Below are 19,130 nucleotides of genomic sequence, written 5' to 3' on the forward strand. Positions count from 1 at the left end.
CCGGTCGGGGCAGCCGGGCGGGCCCACCCGCCGTCGTGCATGACGAGACCGGAGGGTGCGCGGGCCACGGCGACCAGCCGGGACGACAAGAATTTGGGTGGATCCCACGCATGAGTTACCCGCCGTCGCTTGGCACGCTCTATTCGATGAACACCACAGACGCCGACGGCCCACCCAGCCTCGCTCCGGCCGAGTCGTACCGACTCAGCCGGAGCTGGTGGGCGCGTGGCCTGGCGCTGCACGAGCGGGTGGCCGCCAGCTGCGGCACCGACCCGGTGGACGCCGGGCGACTCGGGCACGCCCGGCAGCGGCTGGATCTGTGGCGGGCCGACCGCGGCCCGAATCTGGACGTCCGGCTGGGCGAGCTGGGCGTCGATGAGGACCGGTTGCTCGCGTGCATGGCCGAGGAGGACGGGCACCTCGCCGCGCGGGTCGACCCGCCGTCCTGGGCGGTCCTGATCGAGTCCGCGGTGCGCGCCGCCGCGCCGCCTCCGTCGGTGCCGGTCCCATCGGACTGGAGGACGGCGTTCGCCCTGCCGTTGCGCCCGTTGGTCGACCAGGCGAGGATTCGCTTCCGCCGGGACGCCGGCCCGGTGACCGACGCCCACGTCGACCTGGGCGCGCTGGATGCCGCGTTGGGGGCCACCCTGGAACGGCAACTGGCCGCGTTGGCCGCCCGTACCTTCGTCGCGGAGCTGCACCGCCGCAGGACCGCCGGCCTGCTCCAAGGTGCCGACGGTCGCGCCCGATTCGTCGACTTCGTCGGCCAACTCGGCACCCCGGCGGGACTGGCCGCGCTGTTCACCGACCTTCCGGTCCTGGCCCGGCTGCTCGGGCAGGCCACCGCGCACGCCACCGACGCGATGCTGGAGCTGCTCGCCCGGTTCACCGCCGACCGGGACTGCCTGGTCGACGACCTCCTGGGCGGTGCCGACCCCGGTCCGCTGGTGGCAGTCGAGGACCGGCGGGGTGACCCGCACCGGGCCGGCCGGACCACCACCGTGATCCGGTTCGCCGACGGTCGGCGGCTGGTCTACAAGCCCCGGGACCTCAGCCACGACGCCCGACTGGCCGCCTTCGTCGGCTGGATGAACCGGGTGGTGCCCACCGTCGGCATGCGGACCGCCGCCTGCCTGGTCCGCCCGGAGTACGGCTGGACCGAGTTCGTGATCGCGGCACCGCTGGCCGACCCGGGCGGCGCGGACCGCTTCTATCGACGTCAGGGCGCCCTGCTGGCGCTCGCCCACGCGCTGAACACCACCGATCTGCACTACGAGAACGTGATCGCCAGCGGCGAGGACCCGGTGGCCATCGACGTCGAGACGTTGTTCAGCCCTCGGTGGCGGCCCGCGACGGACAGCGGCGATCCCGCCGCCGACCTGCTCAGCGCCTCGGTGCACCGGACGGCGTTGCTGCCGCTGATCGTCGTCGGCGAGCAGGGCATCATGGACCTGTCCGGCAGCGGCGGCGACCAGGGCCGGCAGAGCCCGGTCAGTCAGATCGACTGGGCGGACCCGGGCACCGACCGGATGCGCCTGGTACGCCGCGCGTCCACCTTCGACGGTGCCTCGAACCGGCCCCGGCTCGGCGACCGCGTGATCGATCCGGAGGACCACGAGGCGGCGATGCTGGAGGGTTTCCGGCTCGGCTACGAAGCGATCGAGGCGCACCGCGGGGACTTCGCCCAGCTGGTCGAGGCGTCGTCGGCCATGACGGTGCGACTCGTCGTACGGCCCACCTGGGCCTACCGGACGCTGCTCGACGAGGCCACCCACCCGAGCCTGCTGCGCGACGGCCTGGATCGGGACCGCTTCCTCGGGCAGATCTGCGGCCGGACGACACTGCCCGGCGACCCGGTGTTCGCCCGCCACGAGATCGTGGCCCTGTGGCGCGGTGACGTGCCGTACTTCCACGCCCGGGCCGACAGCCACCAGCTGTCAGCCGACGGGGAGCCGACCGCGGTGCCGCTGTACCGCAGCGGCGTCGACGCGGCACTGGACCGGATCGCCGGGCTCGGCGAGGCCGACCGGCAGGACCAGGAGTGGGTCATCACGGCCAGCCTGGCCACCCGCCGGCCGGTCGGCGCGCATGGCGACGCGGCGCCGATGCCAGGGCCGTCGCACGGCACGGCCGCCCCACCCGAACGGCTGGTCTCGGCAGCCTGTGCGATCGCCGACCAGCTCGTCGCCCGTGGCGCACCGGGCCGGGACCGGGTGAACTGGCTCGGCCTGGAGCTGGTCGACGACCGGCAGTGGCTGCTGCTCCCGATGGGTGCCAGCCTCGCCAACGGGTACCTCGGCGTGGCGCTCTTCCTCGGCCAACTCGCTCAGGTCAGCGGCGTGGCCCGCTACGGCGACGTGGCCCGGCGGGCGGTCGCCGCGACGCCGGGGCTACTGAGCCTGCTCTCAACCCGGCCGGAGCTGATCACGGCGATCGGTTGCGGTGGGCTGCACGGCCTCGGCGGAGTGGCCTACGGGCTGGCTCGGCTGGCCGTGCTGCTCGACGACCCGGAGATCGGCGGGTGGGTCGACACGGCGGTCGAACTCGCCGAGGTCGCCGTCGCCGGCTCCGCCAGCGACGACTGGGCCACCGGCCAGGCCGGCTGCCTGGCCGCGATGACCTCGATCCACGCCGAGCTGGGTCTCGACCGGGCGGCGGCGCTGGCCCGGACCTGCGCCGACCACCTGGCCGGTACGGCCGCGTTCGATCACCCCACCAGCCCGGCCGGCTTCGCCGAGGGCACGGCCGGCATCGCGTACGCCCTGCACCGGTTCGTCGACGCCGGCGGCGGTTCCCCGCAGCACGCGGACGCGGCACGGAAAGCTCTGCGGCACGCCCGGCAGACCCCGACCAGCTCGTCCGGGTGGTGCGCCGGCACCTCCGGCCTGGCCCTCGCCCTCGCCGGCCGGCACGACACGGGCACCTCCCCCACCGCGGACTCGGACGCGCCGGCTCACCTCGTCCGGCGGTTGGCCGACCGGCCGCTGTCCCGCGACCTCAGTCTCTGCCACGGCGAGTCCGGCGTCGGCGAGGCGCTGACCGTGCTGGCCGCGGGGCCGGCCGGCGCTGCGGCAGCCGCCGCGCTACGGCAGCGGACCACCCTGCTCCTCAACTCCCTGCAGTGGCAGACGCGCTACTGCGGCACGCCCGACGGCGTGCTCACACCGGGGCTGTTGACCGGGCTCGCCGGCATCGGCTACGGGCTGCTGCGCTCCGCCCTGGCCGCGCGGATACCGTCCGCGTTGCTCCTGGAACCCACCCCACAGCCAACCGGACCCGGCTGGCTGTCGCTCACCAACCCCTTCACACCGAGGAGAGAAGAAAAATGATGTCTCACCAGCTCACCACCGACCTCGCCGACACCGACCTTGCCGACACCGACCACGTTGAGGAGACGCACCCCGCCGGGGAGCCGAAGGTCAGCCCGATGGTGGCCTTCGGCCTGCGTACGGCGGCCCTGGCCGGTCTGGCCATCCCGGTGGGTCTCCTGGTCGGACACCTGGTCGCAGGTGACGCCGGAGACGCCGTGGACGCCTCCGTCCCGCTCGCGCTGACCACCTGCTGCCCCACCTTCGCTTTGTGACCCTGGGCAGGGTCAGCCCGGTCGGCCGGTAATCTCGCCGGACTCGGTGTACCTGCCGACTGACCCTGGTTATCGCTGGGCGGCCTCGCTATCGTTGCCGCCGTGCAACGATCCCGCGTCCTGGTAGGCCGAGATGCGGAATTCGGTGTGCTGAGCGGCATGATCGAGGCTGCCCGCGTCGGGCGCGGGGGCGCGGTCTTCATCGTCGGAGAGGCTGGCATCGGCAAGTCGCGGCTCGCCGCGGCGGTCGCCGAGTCCGCCTACACCGCCGAGATGAGTCTGCTGCGGGGGCGGGCCAGCGCACTCGGCACCGGGGTGCCCCTGCGACCGCTGACCGAGGCGGTGCTCTCCCTGCTCCGATCCGCCACAGTGGACGTCACGGCGCTCGGCCCGTACGGCCCCATCCTCGGCCGGTTGGTGCCCGACTGGGGCACCAACCTCGCCGACCAGGAGACCGGATCGGTGGTGATCCTGGCCGAGGCGGTGCTCCGGCTGACCGGTCTCGCCGGCCAGGATCGCGGTTGCCTGATGGTCCTGGACGACCTCCAGGACGCCGACGCCGAGACGCTCATGGTGGTCGAATACCTGATCGACAACCTCGACCAGCAGCCCACCCTGCTGGTCGGCGTCATCCGGGCCGACGACTCCCCCGCGCTGGACGTCGCCCGTGCAGCGGCCCGCCGGGGCCGTTGCACGGTGATCGAGTTGGGCGGGCTCGGGCCTGAGGACCTGCGCGCCATGGCCGGTGCCTGCCTCGGCGTGGCGGCAGACGAGCTGCCCACGGCCGCGGCCGAGCTGCTCTGGGGCGGCAGCGGCGGCAACCCGTTCCTCATCGAGGAGATCCTCGCGGCGATGGTGGAGAACGGGTTGCTCCGGCACGGTCCCGAGGGGTGGCTCGTCACTCCGCAGGCGCCCGCCACCCTGCCCGCCGCCTTCGCCAGAAGCATGGCGCACCGGATCGAGAAGCTGAGCCCGCAGGCACGGGACCTGCTGGCCTGCGGCGCCCTGATCGGGCAACGCTTCTCGGTGGCCGTGGTGCAGGCGGCGACCGGGCTCAGCGACCGCGACCTGTTCAACCATCTGCACGGCGACATCGTCGCCCAACTGGTGGCGCCGGACGACCAGTTGACCGACTGGTACACCTTCCGGCACCGCGTCACCCGCGAGTCGCTACTCGCCCTGGTCGAGCCGGACGACCGGCGGGAGTTGGCCCACACCGTCGCCGAGGCCGTCGCGAAGGTCCACCCGGAGTTGCCGGGTGAGTGGTGCCAGATCTCCGCCACCCTGCGCGTCGAGACCGGCGACGCCCTGTTGGCCGGTCGACTCTTTGCCGAAGCCGGCCGGAGGGCCCTCGCGCAGGGTGCCGCCACCTCGGCCGTCGCCCTGCTCGACCGGGCCTGGGAGCTCCAGGCCGACGGGCCGGCCGAGGCACGCGCCGACACCCTGGAGACGCTCCTACAGGCCCTCGGCGAGGCTGGCCTGGTCCGGCGGGCACTGGAGTTGGTCAACAGCCCGGACCAGGTGGCCGGTCTCCCCGCTCGACGGCAGGCCAGGCTGCACACCCGGCTGGCCTGGACCGCGGTGGTGGCCGGGGAGCTGACCGACGCGCTGGCCCAGGTGGAGATCGCCCGTGAGCTGCTCGGCCCGGACCCGGCTGCGGAGGACGAAGCCCCGGTCGACATCGTCGCCGCACACCTGGCCCTGGACACGCCGGGGCGGGGCCAGATGGAGGTCGCCGAGACCCTGGCCCGCCGGGCCGCCACGGTCGGCGCCGCGGTGCCGCTGCCGGTGGTGGCCTGTCAGGCCTGGCAGTTGCTCGGCGCGCTCGTCCGGCATCGCGACCCGGCCGAGGCCACCCGCTGCCTGGAGCAGGCCCGGTCCATCGCGGCCGAGCACGGCCTGCCGATCTGGGAGGTCCACGCGCTGATCCGGCTCGGCAACGACGACGCGTTGCTGCACGGCGCGCTGGACCGGCTGGAACAGGCCCGAGAACGGGCGCTGCGGGTCGGGGCGGTGACCGCCCGTCAGCAGGCCGAGGCGAGCATCGCACTGCACCTGATCATGCGCGGCGACTACCCGGCCGCACAGGACCTGATCGACCAGGTCCGCACCGCGACGACCCGCCTGAAGCTGATGGAGACCACCCAGTACGTGCTGCTGCTCAGCGCGGTGCTCGCCGCCCACCAGGGCCGGCGGATGGAGATGCAGGACGCGCTCGCCGAGTTCCGACGCTGGGGCGGTGACGAGAGCCTGCACACGCAGCGGGTCCACGGGCTGGCCGGCACGTTCTGCGCGCTGCTGGAGGAGGACCGCCCGCGGGCGTTGGACGAACTGTCCCTGGCGGTACGGGCGGAGGAGACCAACCCGACCGTGTTCCACCTGGGCGGGCGGCTCGGCCTCCAACTGCTGTTGCGGGCGATGGCCGGCGAGGTCAGCTTCCCGGCGTACGAGGCGATCGTCGGCACACCGGCGAGCCAACTGCGGTGGGACCGGCAGTTCGCGCTCTTCGCCCAGGCGGTCCTGCTCGGCCGCGCGGGTCAGCACGACGCCGCGACCGCCACCGTGGCCGAGGCGATGGAGGTCGGCGCGCTGTACGCGATGGGGCGGCACCTCGCCCTGCGGCTGGTCGCCGAGTCGGCGCTCGCCGACGGCTGGGGCACCCCCGTGGAGTGGCTGCGTGCCGCCGAGGACTACTTCCACCAGGCGAACGTCGTGCCGGTCGCCGGGGCGTGCCGCACGCTGCTGCGCCAGGCGGGCGCGCGGGTCGCCCAACGTCGGCGCGGCGCCGCCGAGATCCCACCTGAGCTACGGGCAGCGGGCGTGACGGTACGCGAGTGGGAGGTGCTGCGACTGCTCACCGGCCGGCTGAGCAACCGCGAGATCGCCGAGCGGCTCCACCTGTCACCGCGCACGGTGGAGCGGCACGTCTCCAGTCTCATCACGAAGACCGGCCAGCCGAACCGGATCGCGTTGAGCGATATCGCGACCGACTTCGACACGGGCTGACGTCCCGTCCCGGGTCCACGCGGCGAACCGTCCGCGTCGAGGTCGCCCCGAGGGCCGGGCCTGGTCGGACCGGCCCCCGGGGTACGGGTCAGCTGCGCAGATTCCACTGCTGGTTCGCGCCACCGTTGCACGACCAGAGAATGATCTTCGTACCGTTGGCGCTGGCGGCACCGTTGGCATCCAGGCAGAGCCCGGACTGGGCGTTCGTGACGGTGCCATTGGTGTTGACGTTCCACTGCTGGTTGAGCCCGCCGTGACAGTCCCAGATGATGACCGCGGTGCCGTTGGCCGTGCCCGCACCGGAGGCGTCCAGGCACTTGTTGCCGTACACGGTCAGTTGCTTGCTGGCGGTGGAGGTCCACCGCTGGTTGGTGCCGCTGCCGCAGTCCCAGAGCTGCGTCTGGGTGCCGTTGGTGGTCGCCGAGTTGGGTACGTCGACACAGCGGCCGGACTGGCCGCCCACGAGCTGGCCGGTGCGCTGGCCACCGCCGCTGCCCGGCTGCCTGACGAGCGAGCTCGACTCGGCCGACCGGTTGCCCTGAGCGTCGACGACGTAGAGCCGGTACTCCCCCTGGGCCGTCGGCACCGCGATGGACGTGGCGGTGCCGCCCGCGCTGGTCATCGTCGGCCCAGCGGCGAAGGTCGTCGTGCCGGAGGGAGCCAGCCAGAGCGTCCGGGTGGCGTCGCCGGTGCTGCGGATCGGAATCGACGACGCCCCGCTGCTGACCACCGTGCTCGCCGGCAGGACGTAGTTCGGTAGGGAGAGATTGCTGGCCGGAATGACGTCCCGGTAGGAGTCCTCAAGGCCGGAGTTCACGGCGATGCCGTAGGCCGGCGCCGGCCAGACGTAGTCGGAGGAGACGAGGATGTCCTGGATCGTGCTGTTGGGCAGGGTCTTGTTCGAGACCTTGTTGATCGGGCCGTAGCTCTGCGTGATGCTCAGGTCGTGCTTGCGCCCGAAGTCGTCTGAGTTGATGAGCCAGGTGATGTTCTTGTCCACGCTCAGGACGTTGTCGCGGAAGGTGATGTACGCCGAGCCCTCGTCCGGGTGCAGGCCGTACTTGTGACCGGACGGCACGCCCTGGAGATAGTTGTTGGTGATCGTGGTCCCCGGCTGCGCGCCCAGCGTGTAGATCGGGGCGGTGTCGCTGAGCCGCTGCACCGTGTCGATGATGTGGTTGTAGCTGATGGTGTTGTTCTTCGCCGTCGTGGTGGGCCGGTTGGGTGCGATCGAGCCCGACGAGCCGTCGAAGTTCCACCACCCCCACCCGAGGGTGATGCCCGACCACGGTGACTTCTCGATCCGGTTGCGCTGGATCGTGAGGGTGTCGACGAAGTACGCCGAGATGGGGCTGTGCCCGTTGAACAGGACCGCACTGTCATAGATGTAGTTGTTCTTGATGTCGATGTTCTTGGGCAGCCCTTCGACCTGCGCGGAGTACTTCTCGCGGTTGGTCGAGGTGTGGTCGCCGATGAAGACGTGCTGGGGGTGGCCCACGCTGATGGCCGAGCCGGCGATGTCGTTGGTGTAGTTCCCGATCAACTGCGTGCCCTGCACGTCGTTGACCATGCTGATGCCGTCGGCACCGGTGTGCTGGATCCGGTTGCGCTGCAACAGGATCCCGTCGGCGTTCTGCACCTGGACGATGCCGGGCGTCACGTCGACGTTGCGGTAGTAGTAGACGTGGAAGTTGCCCTTCGCGTACGCGAAGGCGCTCAGGTTGCCCTGCTGGGCCTGCTTGAAGGCCGAGCCCGCGACGTTGACCAGGTTCCAGTCGGAGTGCTGCACCGTCAGCCCGGAGAACGTGATGTTGCGGGCGTGGTTGCTCGTCGAGGTGCCGGCGACCCGCAGCAGGGTGGTCACGTTGTTCGGCGCGTACACCGTGGCGGTCGCCATGTTCTCGGAGCTGGCCTTGTAGTAGTACAAGGTTCGGCTGGTCTTGTCGAAGTGGAACTCGCCGGGCGCGTCCAGGAACTCGTAGGCGTTCATGACCTTGTGGGTGCCGCCCACCTGGGCGTTGCCGTTGAACGCGCCCTGGGCGATCGCCGCACCCGGTTGCTGGAACAGAGCGACCCGGCTCCCGCCATCGGAACTCGTGGTCACCTGGCGGACGCCCACGAAGGCCGTCGTCCAGGTCGTCCCCGTCTCGATCTCGATGTCGTCCTGGTTGCGGGCGATGGCCGGAAAGTCGCTCAAGCTGTATCGGGCGCCATCACACTGCGACCCCGACTCCCAGGCCCAGTCGGCCTGTCCAGCAGTGATGTTGTACGTCCCGTAACACCCCGCCGAGTTGATCGTCTTCGACGCCATGAAGGCGCGCTTGTCGTTGACGTACAGCGTCCGCAGCTTGTTGGCACGGTCCAACGGTGCCTTCCAGATGTTGCCGCTGTGCTGGGTCCACCCCGTCACCTGGACCCCGCCGTCGAGGACCGGCCTCTCGTTGCCGTAGGCGGCATAAACGACCCGGAAACCGTTGGTGCCCGAGTCGGCGGCACCGAACTCGACGGTGCTGCTGATCGGATAGGTGCCGCCCCGAAGGAACACGTTGATGTCGCCGGTCATGCTCGCGTTCACCGTACGGACGACGTCCCGGGCGCGTTGCAGAGTCCGGAACGGGGACTGGAGCGTGCCAGGGTTGGCGTCGTTACCGTCGGGGGCGACGTAGTAGGTCTGCTGGACTGCCGCGGAGGCGGGCGTGGGGTGAGTCAGCACAGCCGGGAACGCGGCGGCGACGAGCACGGCGAGCGCCAGCAATGACGTTCGGGCAGTGGTTGCGGGTGGCTTCACGTACTGTTCCTCTCACTTGCCGTCGACAGTGGACCTACGCGCCTATCGAGCGACGAGTACGGAAACAGCGACGCCACTAAGGGCGGCGGGGGACGACTGCCGCCGACCGCACTGTGCCCATCGCTACGAAAGTCTTCCTCGGAGCGTAGGTCACACGTGTGACGTCTGCAACAGTCAATCCGAGGTCATCTATGCGCGAATGCCATGGGATTTGGACAGAGCGACCACCCTGGCCATCGCGCCGCTCTGGATCATCAGATGATTCGCCTGCCACTGGCGGCAGGGGCTTCGGCAAAGCCGGGCCGCTAGACTCCGCGCGTGCAGCATTGCCGACTTTTCTCCACCAAACGCACGGCGATCGGGGCGCTACTGCTGGCCTTGGCCCTGGCCGGCTGCGACTCCGAGGCGGAATCGTCCTCCGGTGCCACGTGGTCGAGCCCTGACACCGCCGCTACCGCGACCGCCTCCCGCGCTGCTTCCCCCCCAAGTCCCCGTGACGCCGCACCTTCCGCATCTTCCTCCCCCACCGCGGACGAATCACGGAAGGCCGAAGCGGCAGAGGAGCCCAAAGCGGCAAAGAAGACGGAGGCGCCGAGCGGGGGCGGCACCAAGTACCCGGCGTGTGCCGACGGCGACTGCAAAGTGTCTTTCTCCCGTTCGGTCAACTTTCCACTCGGCAGGTGGACCGTGTCGTCCTCTGTGGAGGATGGCGGTGTCAGGGTGCGACTGACCGACGCCAATGGCAGGGGCGGCGGTGGCGGCTTCATGGCAGGGCCCGGGTGCAGTGTGGCGATTCACGCCGACGGCGGCGGGCGAGTCGGATGCGACCAACCCGGAGCCGAGCCCGATCCGGGAGGGTGGGTCGTACACCTACTGGAACTAAACGGGGACACCGCGGTCATCCGAGCGATCCTGGGCTGACTGTGACGATCGCTGGCGGATTCGCGATTCGCCGCGCAATTCGCACTGATAACGCCGCGCAGATCCGCCGAGATAACACCGGAAACTGCATGCCCAATCCATGGCGGACCGAGAGATTTAGTTCACGTGAACCACATCGCCTGGCCGCGCGTTTAACATGGGCGATTTTCTACCGGCGGCATCCGGTTCTCAATGCTTACGATCGACACATTGACATGTACTTCATTGAGGCGTCAAATGTTTAGTCAGTTGGCTTGGCGGAGTGAGTTCATTCCCGCGCCAACTTACCCACACCTGTGTCTGCAGGAGGATGCCATGCGCCCATCACCGTCTGTCCGAGCCGCCCTGCTTGCGGCCATCAGCGCCGCAACAATCGTGGTGACTGCCGCCCCCGCTGTCGCGGCTGAACCCAACAGCAGCTGCACCTATCTCGACGGCACTCTCTGCCTCCACGTGTCGAAATGGTTCGACGGCACCACTATGGAATACACGGCGCCGCTCGGCACCGAGTGCGTCGACACCCCGGTCGGCTACCTGGGCTGGGTGAACCTCACCGACGAAACCCTGATGGTCTACTCGGGCACCGGCTGCACCGGCGTCCCCTACTTCGTCCCGACCGGCGATCTGCACAACGTCCAGTCGCCCCTGCGCAGTTTCAAGGTCGTCTGATTTCGGCTCCCGAATCGCATTGGACGCGGATGCCGGCTGCTCTACCCAGACGGAACGTTCGGAATAAAGTCGTCGTCGCGGACGGCCCGGGGGTAGCCCCGCGGCAGCGGCGATAGCCTCGACGGCCTCGTCCTGCCCGGTGGTCTCGGGCAGGACGAGGCCGTCGGGCCAACCAGCACGTCGTGGGTGGCCGACGCCCCGCTCGTTCGCCAACTTTGTCGTAACCTGCCACAACCGAATCCGGCCCCGGCCACTCAGTGTTGTTGGGAGGCTGGGTTGCAGAGTGAGCGGGAGTACGTCGAGTACGTCCAGGCGCGGATGCCGTGGCTGCGACGGTTGGCGTACCGGCTGTGCGGGCGGTGGTCGACTGCCGACGACCTGGTGCAGGAGTGCCTCGTCGCGCTGTATCGGCATTGGCGCAAGGCGTCGGCTGCCGATTCGCTCGACGCGTACGTCCGGGCGATGCTGGTGCATGCCTACCTGGCCGAGCGCGGGCGGTTCTGGATCCGCCAGGTGCGGCCTGTAGCTGACGTGGCTGGCCCTCCGGTGGCGCCACTGGCCGGTGCCGAACACCGCGTCGACCTGCTGGCCGCGCTCGCGAAACTCTCCCCCGGGCAGCGCGCGGTGCTGGTGCTGCGATTCTGGGAGGACCTCGACGTCGCGCAGACCGCGGCAGCGCTGGGCTGCTCGACGGGCACTGTCAAGAATCGTTAGAAGCTATGGTCGATGTTGCCGATGCGAACGTCGATCTAGGGGGACGGTTCTGATGGTACGGCGGAAGGCCCGGTCGGGGAATCGGGGCCGGTTCGACAGCAAGGACGCGTTGCTGGCCGGTGGCGTAGAGGTGCGGGCGTTGCGGTATCAGCGCGCGAGTCAGGACAAGAAGGAGCAGGGCAAGAGCGTCCACGACCAAGGTGTGTTGAACCTGGCGGAGATCACGAAGCGGTCGTGGACCGACGCGGGTTCGTTCACCGACAACCACCGATCGGCCAGCCGCCGCGCCACGAAGGAGCGCGAGCAGTTCGAGTTGTTGATCGAGCAGATCCGCGCGGGCAAGGGTGACGTGCTGGTGGTCTGGGAGATCTCCCGCAAGGAACGTGACCTCGCGGTGTTCGTGAAGATCCGCGACATGTGCCACGAGGTCGGTCTCAACTTCTGGCTGGTCGGCGGGGTTCTGTACGACCTGCGGGACAAGAACGACCGGATGATGCTCGGCTTCCAGGCGGTGCAGGCGGAGTGGATGGCCGACTCGATCCGCGACAACGTGTTGCGCGGCATCGTCGGCGCCGCGGAAGCGGGCCGCCCGCACGGGAAGATCACCTACGGGTACCGGCGAATCTACGACCAGCGCACCAAGGCCCTGCTGCGCCAGGAGCCGGACACCGAGATCCGCACCGCGGTCGCCGCGGACGGGACCGTCACGCAGTACTCGCACGCTCAGGTGGTGCGGGACAACTTCCGCAAAATCTCCGAAGGCATGCCCCTCACCGTCCGGGAGGCCGAACTCAACCGCCTCGGGATTCCTGCCTCGCAGGGCGGGATCTGGCGGCGGGGCATCTTGCGGAAGCAGTTGATGAACCCGGCGTACATCGGAAGGCGGGTGCTGCGCGGGGAGATCGTCGGAGACGGGATCTGGCCGCCGCTGGTGTCGGAGGAGACGTACTGGTCGGTGGTGCGAATGCTGGGCGACCCGTCCCGCACGACGACCCGTCCCGCCCGTGCGGTGCATCTGCTGTCGTACATCGTGCGCTGCGGGGTGTGCGACGGACCGTTGTCGTCGCAGCGGCTCAACCGACACGGCTGGACCGGGCAGGTGTACTCCTGCCTGCACAAGCGGTGCACGGCGGTGAAGGCCGAGTTCCTCGACGAGTACGTGCAGCGCACGGTGGTGGCGTGGCTGTCCCGCCCCGACGTGCACGACATCCTCACCGCCGCCAGCGCCACCGACGAGGAAGTCGCCCACGCCCGCGCCGAAGCACAACGGCTGCGCGGGGAGCTGGAGGACTGGCGCAAGCTCGGCGAGGAGGGCGAGGTCACCGCGATCGCCTACGCCCGCGCCGAGAAGGGCATCCTCGCCCAGATCGCCGAGCACGAGCAACGCGCCGCCGACGCCGGGATCCCGGCCGTGCTGCGCGGACGCATCGGCGACCAGGCGGTGCAGGCGTGGCGGGACCTCGGTGACGACATCGCGGTCAAGCGGGAGATCATCCGCCTCGTCGCCGACATCAAACTCCTACGCGCCGGGTTCAAGGGCGAACGCCGCACCTTCGGCCGCCACCGCCTCGACTGGACCTGGAAGTTCGGCCCGCAAGACCAGTAAGCGACCTGATCCTGCGCGGCAGCCGCGAGGCGAGTCGCTGGACGACTTGACCTTTCGGCCGGGGGTGAGTGTCGGTCGTGTCCGCCGCCTGTCTCCTACCGGGCCGGCGGGTGCTGCGGCGGTTCGCCTTCGACGTCACCGCTGCTGACCAGCCGAAACGAGCAACTGCCGCAACCCGCAGGCGGCGTAGGTCTTTCCTACCCGTGCAGGCCCTCGACGCCCCGTCCAGCCTGCGGCGTATGCTTTTGCTTCCGGTCGCCAGAGGTCCGGCGACTTGCCGGCGATTTGCTCGCACAGCAGGTCAACAGGGGTCACACTCTCGGATCCGAGCCATCGGGTCGGGTCGAGGGATAGTAGCTGTCGCGACATCGCGACGTACGCCGCTGAATCACTCTGCTTCACCGGACTTTAGCCGTCTCGAAGGATCGCGTGGTGGCTGTTTCCCTACGCTCATAAGGGCAAGGTCGTACTCCTCTTTCCTGGGCTGGCCTGGTCTGGCCGGAGAACCGCAGGACCGCTGCGCCTGCCGTCGGCCAACCGGATCCAGCTGCGCAACGTCTTCGGGTTCATGCCGAGGTCGTTCGCGATCGGAGCGACCGCGTCGGCCTTGGACTCGGGCGGGTAGTGTTTCGTCACCCTCTGTCACAGACTCCTGTCCACCTGGACCTAAAGATCCGAGTCTCAGTGTCCGAAGATCATGGGCAGGCTTCCGATGCGGCCTCCGCTCGACAGCGGTTTCTGGAACGGCCCGCTTTGGCACCGCGCCACCTTTTTCCGAAGGTCCCGCCGAGTAGGCATTGGACGCGCTCGGGGCTGGCTGGGCGGCTTCCTCACCGACGTGAGCGCCCAGCACGGAGTCACCAACGCTCGGTGCTGCTCACCGTCACGCGTTCCTTCAGATCGGCCGACGCGGGCTGAAGGGCTCTGCGGTAGGGATTCTGCGCACCGGGTGACCGTGCATGTATCCCGGGTGGTGGAGTGGCAACACTGCGCGGGATGCGGCCGGGGTGGGGCACGATGAGGAACGGGGGTTCGATGAGGGAAGCGGGAAGGTCGTGACGATGGGCCACAAGACGGCGGCTACCGGCCGGCCCCTGATCACCGCGCTGACCGAAGCCGCCGCCACCTCCGGTCGCGCCCCTTCGGTGCACAACAGTCAGCCGTGGCGCTGGAAGGTTCTGCCGACCGCGCTGGAGCTACGGGTGGTGCGGGACACGCGGCTCGCCGCCATCGACCCGCAGGGCCGGCTGGTGACGCTGAGCTGCGGCGCGGCGCTGCATCACGCCCGCGTGGCGTTAGCCGCTGAGGGCTGGACCGCGCTGGTGGAGCGGCTGCCCTACCCGAACGAACCGGAGCTGCTTGCCAGGCTCGCCGGGTTGCGGCACACCGGGGCGGACCCGGACGCGATGCGCCTCGTGCATTGCATGCAGGTCCGGCGCACCGACCGCCGGCCGGTGAGCGAGGAGCCGGTGCCGGGCCCGGCCCTCGACGAGATCGTGCAGGCGGCCACCGCGGAGGGTGCGTGGCTGGAGGTGCTGGACTCCGACCAGGTGATGGAACTGGCCGCGGCGGCGGGGCGGGCCGCCGCCGCGGAGGCGGGGGAACCGGAGCTGCGTGGGGAGCTGGAGTACTGGACCAGCCGGGCTGGCACCGGCACCGGGCTGCCGCCCGAGGTGCTGCCCGAGCATGCCCCGCAGACCACCGTGCCGGCCCGGGACTTCGGCCGCCCCGGCACCCTGCCAGTCGGCCCCGGCCACGACCAGGCCGCCCGGTACGCCATCCTCTACGGCGACGAGGACGAGCAGGACAACTGGCTGCGGGCCGGCGAGGGGCTCTCCGCCGCCTGGCTGACCGCCACCCGCCTCGGGGTCTCCGTGGTGCCGCTCAGCGGCGTGGTGGAGGTGGACGGCACCCGGCAGGCCCTGCGCCGGCTGCTGGCCGGGCTCGGCTTTGCGTACCTCGTGCTGCGGCTGGGTATCGCGGACCCGGCGCACGCGGGGCCACCGCGCACCCCGCGGCTTCCCACCGAGCGGATCGTCGACACCTGCGCGGTGCGCGGGAGCGCTTAGCGGGCTCGTCCCGCCGCTTACCGGGCGGGAGGGCAGGGCAAGCGATAGACGAAACGCGCGCCTCGTGCCGTGCCGTACGGCAGCCTGGGAGCATGGCACGGCAGTCACCACAGGATGCGCGTGACGGACCCCTGCCGGCGGGGCACGATCCCCGTCAGCCGATCGGCCAGCTTCTCGAAGATCTGGGGACGAGCCTGGATGGGCTGTCGAGCGCGCAGGCGGGGCAGCGCCTGGCCGACTGGGGGCCGAACGAGCTGCGTCGGCTGGGCGGGACTCGGTGGTGGCGGGATCTGGTTCGGCAGCTGGTTCACCCGCTCGCGCTGGTGTTGTGGGTGGCGGCTGGCTTGGCCTGGGTCGCCGGGACACCGGTGCTGGCGGCGGCGATCGTGGCTGTCATCCTGATCAACGCGGTGTTCGCGTTCGCGCAGGAGCGTCACGCCGAACACGCCGTTGAGGCGCTGAGCCGGTACCTGCCTCAGCGGGTCAGCGTGCTGCGGGATCAGCGGTGGCAGCGGGTCGACGCACGGCGGTTGGTGCCCGGTGACGTGATATTCATCGCCGAGGGTGAGCGGATCTCCGCTGACGCCCGGCTTGTGGACGGGTCGGTCGAGGCGGATTTGTCGGCCCTGACCGGCGAGTCGCAACCCGTATACCGCGCTGCCGGCGACGCCGGCACGCAGGAGCCGTTGGTCCAGGCGTCCAACCTCGTGTTCAGCGGGACGGTCTGTCTGGGTGGGCAGGCCCGGGCCCTGATCTACGCCACGGGCATGCGCACCGAGTTGGGGCGCATCGCCGCACTGTCCCAGCGCGTGGGGCCTGAGGAGAGCCCGCTGGAGAGGCAGGTCAAGCGGGTGGCTTGGCTCATCGCGGTGGTCGCCTGCATCGCCGGGGCGGTCTTCTTTCCGATCGGAGTGTGGGCGGCCGGAATGCCGACCTCCGACGCGGTCGCCTTCGCGATCGGGCTCCTCGTCGCCAACGTCCCCGAAGGTCTGCTGCCCACGATCACCCTCGCCCTCGCCGTCGGCGTACGCGGACTCGCCCGGCGCGGGGCCGTTGTCAAGCGGCTCAGCGCGGTGGAGACTCTCGGGTCCACCGCGGTGATCTGTACCGACAAGACGGGGACGATAACCGAGAACAGGATGCGGGTGGTGGCGGCCTGGTCGGCCGGGGGCCTCATCGAGGAGGCCGACCTGACGCGTAGGGACCAGCCCGCGGGGGTCCGGGACCTCGCGCGGACCGGCGTGCTCTGCAGCAACGCACAACTCGGATCCGGGCCGGGCGCGGAAGCGACCGGGGATCCCACGGAGATCGCTCTGCTGCGGTTCGCCGAGGAGCTCGGCGTCGACACGTCACCGGAGCAGCGCCCGCGGTGCCGGCGGGGAGAGTTTCACTTCGACCCCACACTGCGGCTGATGTCCACCGTCGACGTCGACGAGCACGGTATGTGGCTACACACCAAGGGCGCCCCCGAAGCGGTCATCACCCGCTCCACCACGATCATCGAAGCCGACGGGCGAGAGCAGCCTCTGGACGACACAACCCGACAGCATCTGACGGAGGCCGTGACAGCGCAGGCCGCCAAGGGTATGCGGCTCATCGCAGCGGCCCGCCGCCCCATGTCGGAAGTCCCCGCCAGCCGTGACGAAGCCGAACGCGGCCTGTGTTTCCTCGGCTGGGTCGCCATGCTCGATCCCGCCCGCCCCGAGGTCGCGGATGCGGTGGCCTGCTGCCACACCGCTGGCATCCGCATCATCATGATTACCGGCGATCACGGGCTGACCGCTGCGGCCATCGCCACTCAGGTCGGCATCACGCAGCCAGACCCGACCGTCGTCAACGGCGACCGCGTCGACGCCATGCCCGACGACGAACTCACCGATCTTCTCGGACGTACCCCGGATCTCGTCTTCGCCCGATCCTCACCCGAGGCCAAACTCCGCATCGCCAAAGCGCTGCAGAGCACCGGTCACGTCGTGGCCATGACCGGCGACGGGGTCAACGACGCCCCCGCCCTACGCCGCGCCGACATCGGCGTGGCCATGGGCCGCACCGGCACGGACGTCACCCGCGAAGCAGCCACCCTGGTCCTCACCGACGACAACTTCGCCACCATCGTCGCCGCCGTCCAATCCGGCCGACAGGTCTACGACAACGTCCGCAAGTTCATCCTCTACATCTTCGCCCACGCCACACCCGAGGTCGTGCCGTTCCTCGTCTTCGCCCTCTCCGGCGGGGCGGTCCCGCTACCGCTGACCGTGCTGCAGATCCTCGCCATCGATCTCGGCACCGAAACCCTCCCCGCGCTGGCCCTCGGCCGCGAACCCGCCGAGCCGGGACTCATGAACCGGCCACCACGCAGGCGCGGCAGCACCATCGTCGACCGGCACATGCTCATCCGAGCCTGGGGTTACCTCGGGGCCATCTCCGCCGTCCTCGTCATGGCCGGCTTCTTCCTCACCCTCTACCGGGCCGGCTGGCGACCAGGCGACCCCACCGGCCCCGGAACCCCCCTGCACCACGCCTACCAGCAGGCCACCACCATGACCTTCCTCGGTATCGTCGCCTGCCAGATCGGTACCGCCCTCGCCGCCCGCACCGAGCGCACCTCGCTCCGCGCCGTCGGCCTGGTGACCAACCGCCTGCTGCTGTGGGGAATCGCCTTCGAGCTCGCCTTCGCCGCCGCCATCGTCACCGTCCCCCCGCTACAGGCGATCTTCGGCACCGCCCCACCCGACCCCCTGATGCTCACCCTCCTGCTCGCCTTCCCGATACTCGTATGGGCACCCGACGAGATACGGCGAGCGGTACGCTGCGCCGGAAGTCGCTGACGTCCCCGCGTCGGTGGCCAATGACATCGGGCTCTTGGTTGACGACATCACGCGCGCGGTGCCGGGAGGCCCCCCTCTGATCCCCCGATCCGTGCCGCCATGATGCTCGCGCCGATGGCGCTTCCGGCCGCCCCACGGCAGAACGCCGGCGTAGGGGTAGGGGACTCGGGCCGCCGTCGACCCGGCTGAGGACGACGGCGGCGCAGATGGCGTACGCGAGCACGCTGCCGGCCAGAGATCTCCTCGGCTTCATCCGGGTAGATCCAGCCTCGAGCGCGACTGCCCGCCGTCGTGGCTGGCGGCTACAGGTTCGGCGGTGCCGAGTAGATCCGGCCCGTGTACTGGGCCACTTTGTGTTCCCCGAGGTGGGTGGCGAGGTCCGCCTCGCTGATCATCCCGACCAGCTGCCGGTTCTCTATCACTGGCAGCCGCCGGATCTGGTGCTGTTCCATCAGCCGCAGCACCTCGTCCTCGGGGGCCTCGACGTCGACCCACACCGGCGTGCCCTGAGCCAGCTCGCGTGCCGTGGTCGTGCGCGGGTCGCCTCCTTCGGCGATGCACCGGATGACGATGTCCCGGTCGGTGACGATGCCGTGCAGGCGCTGATCGCCACCGCAGATCGGCAGGGACCCGACCCGCAGATCCCGCATCTTCCGCGCGGCCATCTCGAGGGTCTCGTCCTCCCGAATGCACTCCGCGCCGCGGTGCATGATGTCTCCGGCCCTGGCCATCCTCATCCTCCTGATCACCGAACGATCTTGGGCAGTGTCGTGGGTGCCGCCATTCAGCAGCGGCAGCGCGGCATCCCCTAGGGGTTGGTCATCAAACATCCGGCGTGCCGCCCGACGGCTGGTTGACATCCGCCAACCCGGGCAAGGTGCCTGTTTCACTGCGAACCGTCGTGAAGAGTACGTAGGTTTGCCGCAGGGGCAGCGGGTGCGCGGGG

The 19,130-nt window shown here is 70.1% G+C and carries 10 protein-coding genes and 1 pseudogene; 8 read left to right on the top strand and 3 right to left on the bottom strand.

The window, feature by feature from the left end:
* The first annotated feature begins 146 nt into the window (after positions 1 to 146).
* From ABZ780_RS12275 to ABZ780_RS12285, 3 genes are all read left to right on the top strand, one after another.
* A complete protein-coding gene (locus ABZ780_RS12275) occupies positions 147 to 3,329 on the top strand; it encodes a type 2 lanthipeptide synthetase LanM family protein (RefSeq protein WP_357485850.1) in 3,183 nt (1,060 codons plus the stop codon).
* Positions 3,329 to 3,583 carry a hypothetical protein gene (locus ABZ780_RS12280; RefSeq protein ID WP_357485851.1) on the top strand — a complete coding sequence of 85 codons (255 nt, stop codon included), beginning with the start codon at positions 3,329 to 3,331 and terminating at the stop codon, positions 3,581 to 3,583. The genes ABZ780_RS12275 and ABZ780_RS12280 overlap by 1 nt, the downstream gene beginning before the upstream one ends.
* 102 nt (positions 3,584 to 3,685) lie before the next feature.
* Positions 3,686 to 6,589 (top strand): AAA family ATPase, encoded by a 2,904-nt coding sequence (locus ABZ780_RS12285; RefSeq protein WP_357485853.1) that lies wholly within the window; start codon positions 3,686 to 3,688, stop codon positions 6,587 to 6,589.
* 88 nt (positions 6,590 to 6,677) lie between these two features.
* On the opposite strand, the gene ABZ780_RS12290 is transcribed toward ABZ780_RS12285, so the two are convergent.
* A complete protein-coding gene (locus tag ABZ780_RS12290; protein WP_357485855.1) occupies positions 6,678 to 9,377 on the bottom strand; it encodes a ricin-type beta-trefoil lectin domain protein in 2,700 nt (899 codons plus the stop codon).
* A 1,236-nt stretch (positions 9,378 to 10,613) separates the two neighbouring features.
* Here ABZ780_RS12290 and ABZ780_RS12295 point away from each other — a divergent pair.
* Entirely contained in the window at positions 10,614 to 10,967 is a 354-nt protein-coding gene (locus tag ABZ780_RS12295; RefSeq protein WP_357012742.1) for a hypothetical protein, read from the top strand.
* A 41-nt stretch (positions 10,968 to 11,008) separates the two neighbouring features.
* On the opposite strand, the pseudogene ABZ780_RS12300 reads toward ABZ780_RS12295, so the two are convergent.
* Positions 11,009 to 11,141, bottom strand: a pseudogene (locus tag ABZ780_RS12300) (kinase); the annotation flags it as partial.
* 102 nt (positions 11,142 to 11,243) lie between these two features.
* Between ABZ780_RS12300 and ABZ780_RS12305 the strand changes: the two are divergent.
* The 4 genes from ABZ780_RS12305 (at position 11,244) to ABZ780_RS12320 (ending at position 18,184) form a co-directional block, all read left to right on the top strand.
* A complete protein-coding gene (locus ABZ780_RS12305) occupies positions 11,244 to 11,681 on the top strand; it encodes a sigma-70 family RNA polymerase sigma factor (protein WP_357012743.1) in 438 nt (145 codons plus the stop codon).
* A gap of 52 nt (positions 11,682 to 11,733) precedes the next feature.
* Positions 11,734 to 13,287 (top strand): recombinase family protein, encoded by a 1,554-nt coding sequence (locus tag ABZ780_RS12310; RefSeq protein WP_357012745.1) that lies wholly within the window; start codon positions 11,734 to 11,736, stop codon positions 13,285 to 13,287.
* 959 nt (positions 13,288 to 14,246) lie between these two features.
* The gene (locus ABZ780_RS12315; protein WP_357012746.1) at positions 14,247 to 15,356 is read left to right on the top strand and encodes a nitroreductase; all 1,110 of its coding nucleotides are present in this window, start codon (positions 14,247 to 14,249) and stop codon (positions 15,354 to 15,356) included.
* 92 nt (positions 15,357 to 15,448) lie between these two features.
* Positions 15,449 to 18,184: a cation-transporting P-type ATPase gene (locus ABZ780_RS12320; RefSeq protein WP_357012747.1), complete on the top strand. Its 2,736-nt coding sequence runs from the start codon at positions 15,449 to 15,451 to the stop codon at positions 18,182 to 18,184.
* Between the two features lie 302 nt (positions 18,185 to 18,486).
* Here the strand turns inward: ABZ780_RS12320 and ABZ780_RS12325 are convergent, their stop codons facing one another.
* A complete protein-coding gene (locus tag ABZ780_RS12325; RefSeq protein WP_357012748.1) occupies positions 18,487 to 19,044 on the bottom strand; it encodes a CBS domain-containing protein in 558 nt (185 codons plus the stop codon).
* Positions 19,045 to 19,130 lie beyond the last annotated feature (86 nt).

Origin of the sequence: Micromonospora sp. NPDC047467, assembly GCF_040643095.1 — a bacterium.
Classification (GTDB): domain Bacteria; phylum Actinomycetota; class Actinomycetes; order Mycobacteriales; family Micromonosporaceae; genus Micromonospora.

Excerpts from the sequence above, each read along its gene's own strand:
- ABZ780_RS12325 (WP_357012748.1), bottom strand. The coding sequence starts at position 19,044 with ATGTCAACCAGCCGTCGGGCGGCACGCCGGATGTTTGATGACCAACCC.
- ABZ780_RS12280 (WP_357485851.1), top strand. The coding sequence starts at position 3,329 with ATGTCTCACCAGCTCACCACCGACCTCGCCGACACCGACCTTGCCGAC.
- ABZ780_RS12320 (WP_357012747.1), top strand. The coding sequence starts at position 15,449 with ATGGCACGGCAGTCACCACAGGATGCGCGTGACGGACCCCTGCCGGCG.
- ABZ780_RS12275 (WP_357485850.1), top strand. The coding sequence starts at position 147 with ATGAACACCACAGACGCCGACGGCCCACCCAGCCTCGCTCCGGCCGAG.
- ABZ780_RS12295 (WP_357012742.1), top strand. The coding sequence starts at position 10,614 with ATGCGCCCATCACCGTCTGTCCGAGCCGCCCTGCTTGCGGCCATCAGC.
- ABZ780_RS12315 (WP_357012746.1), top strand. The coding sequence starts at position 14,247 with ATGTATCCCGGGTGGTGGAGTGGCAACACTGCGCGGGATGCGGCCGGG.
- ABZ780_RS12310 (WP_357012745.1), top strand. The coding sequence starts at position 11,734 with ATGGTACGGCGGAAGGCCCGGTCGGGGAATCGGGGCCGGTTCGACAGC.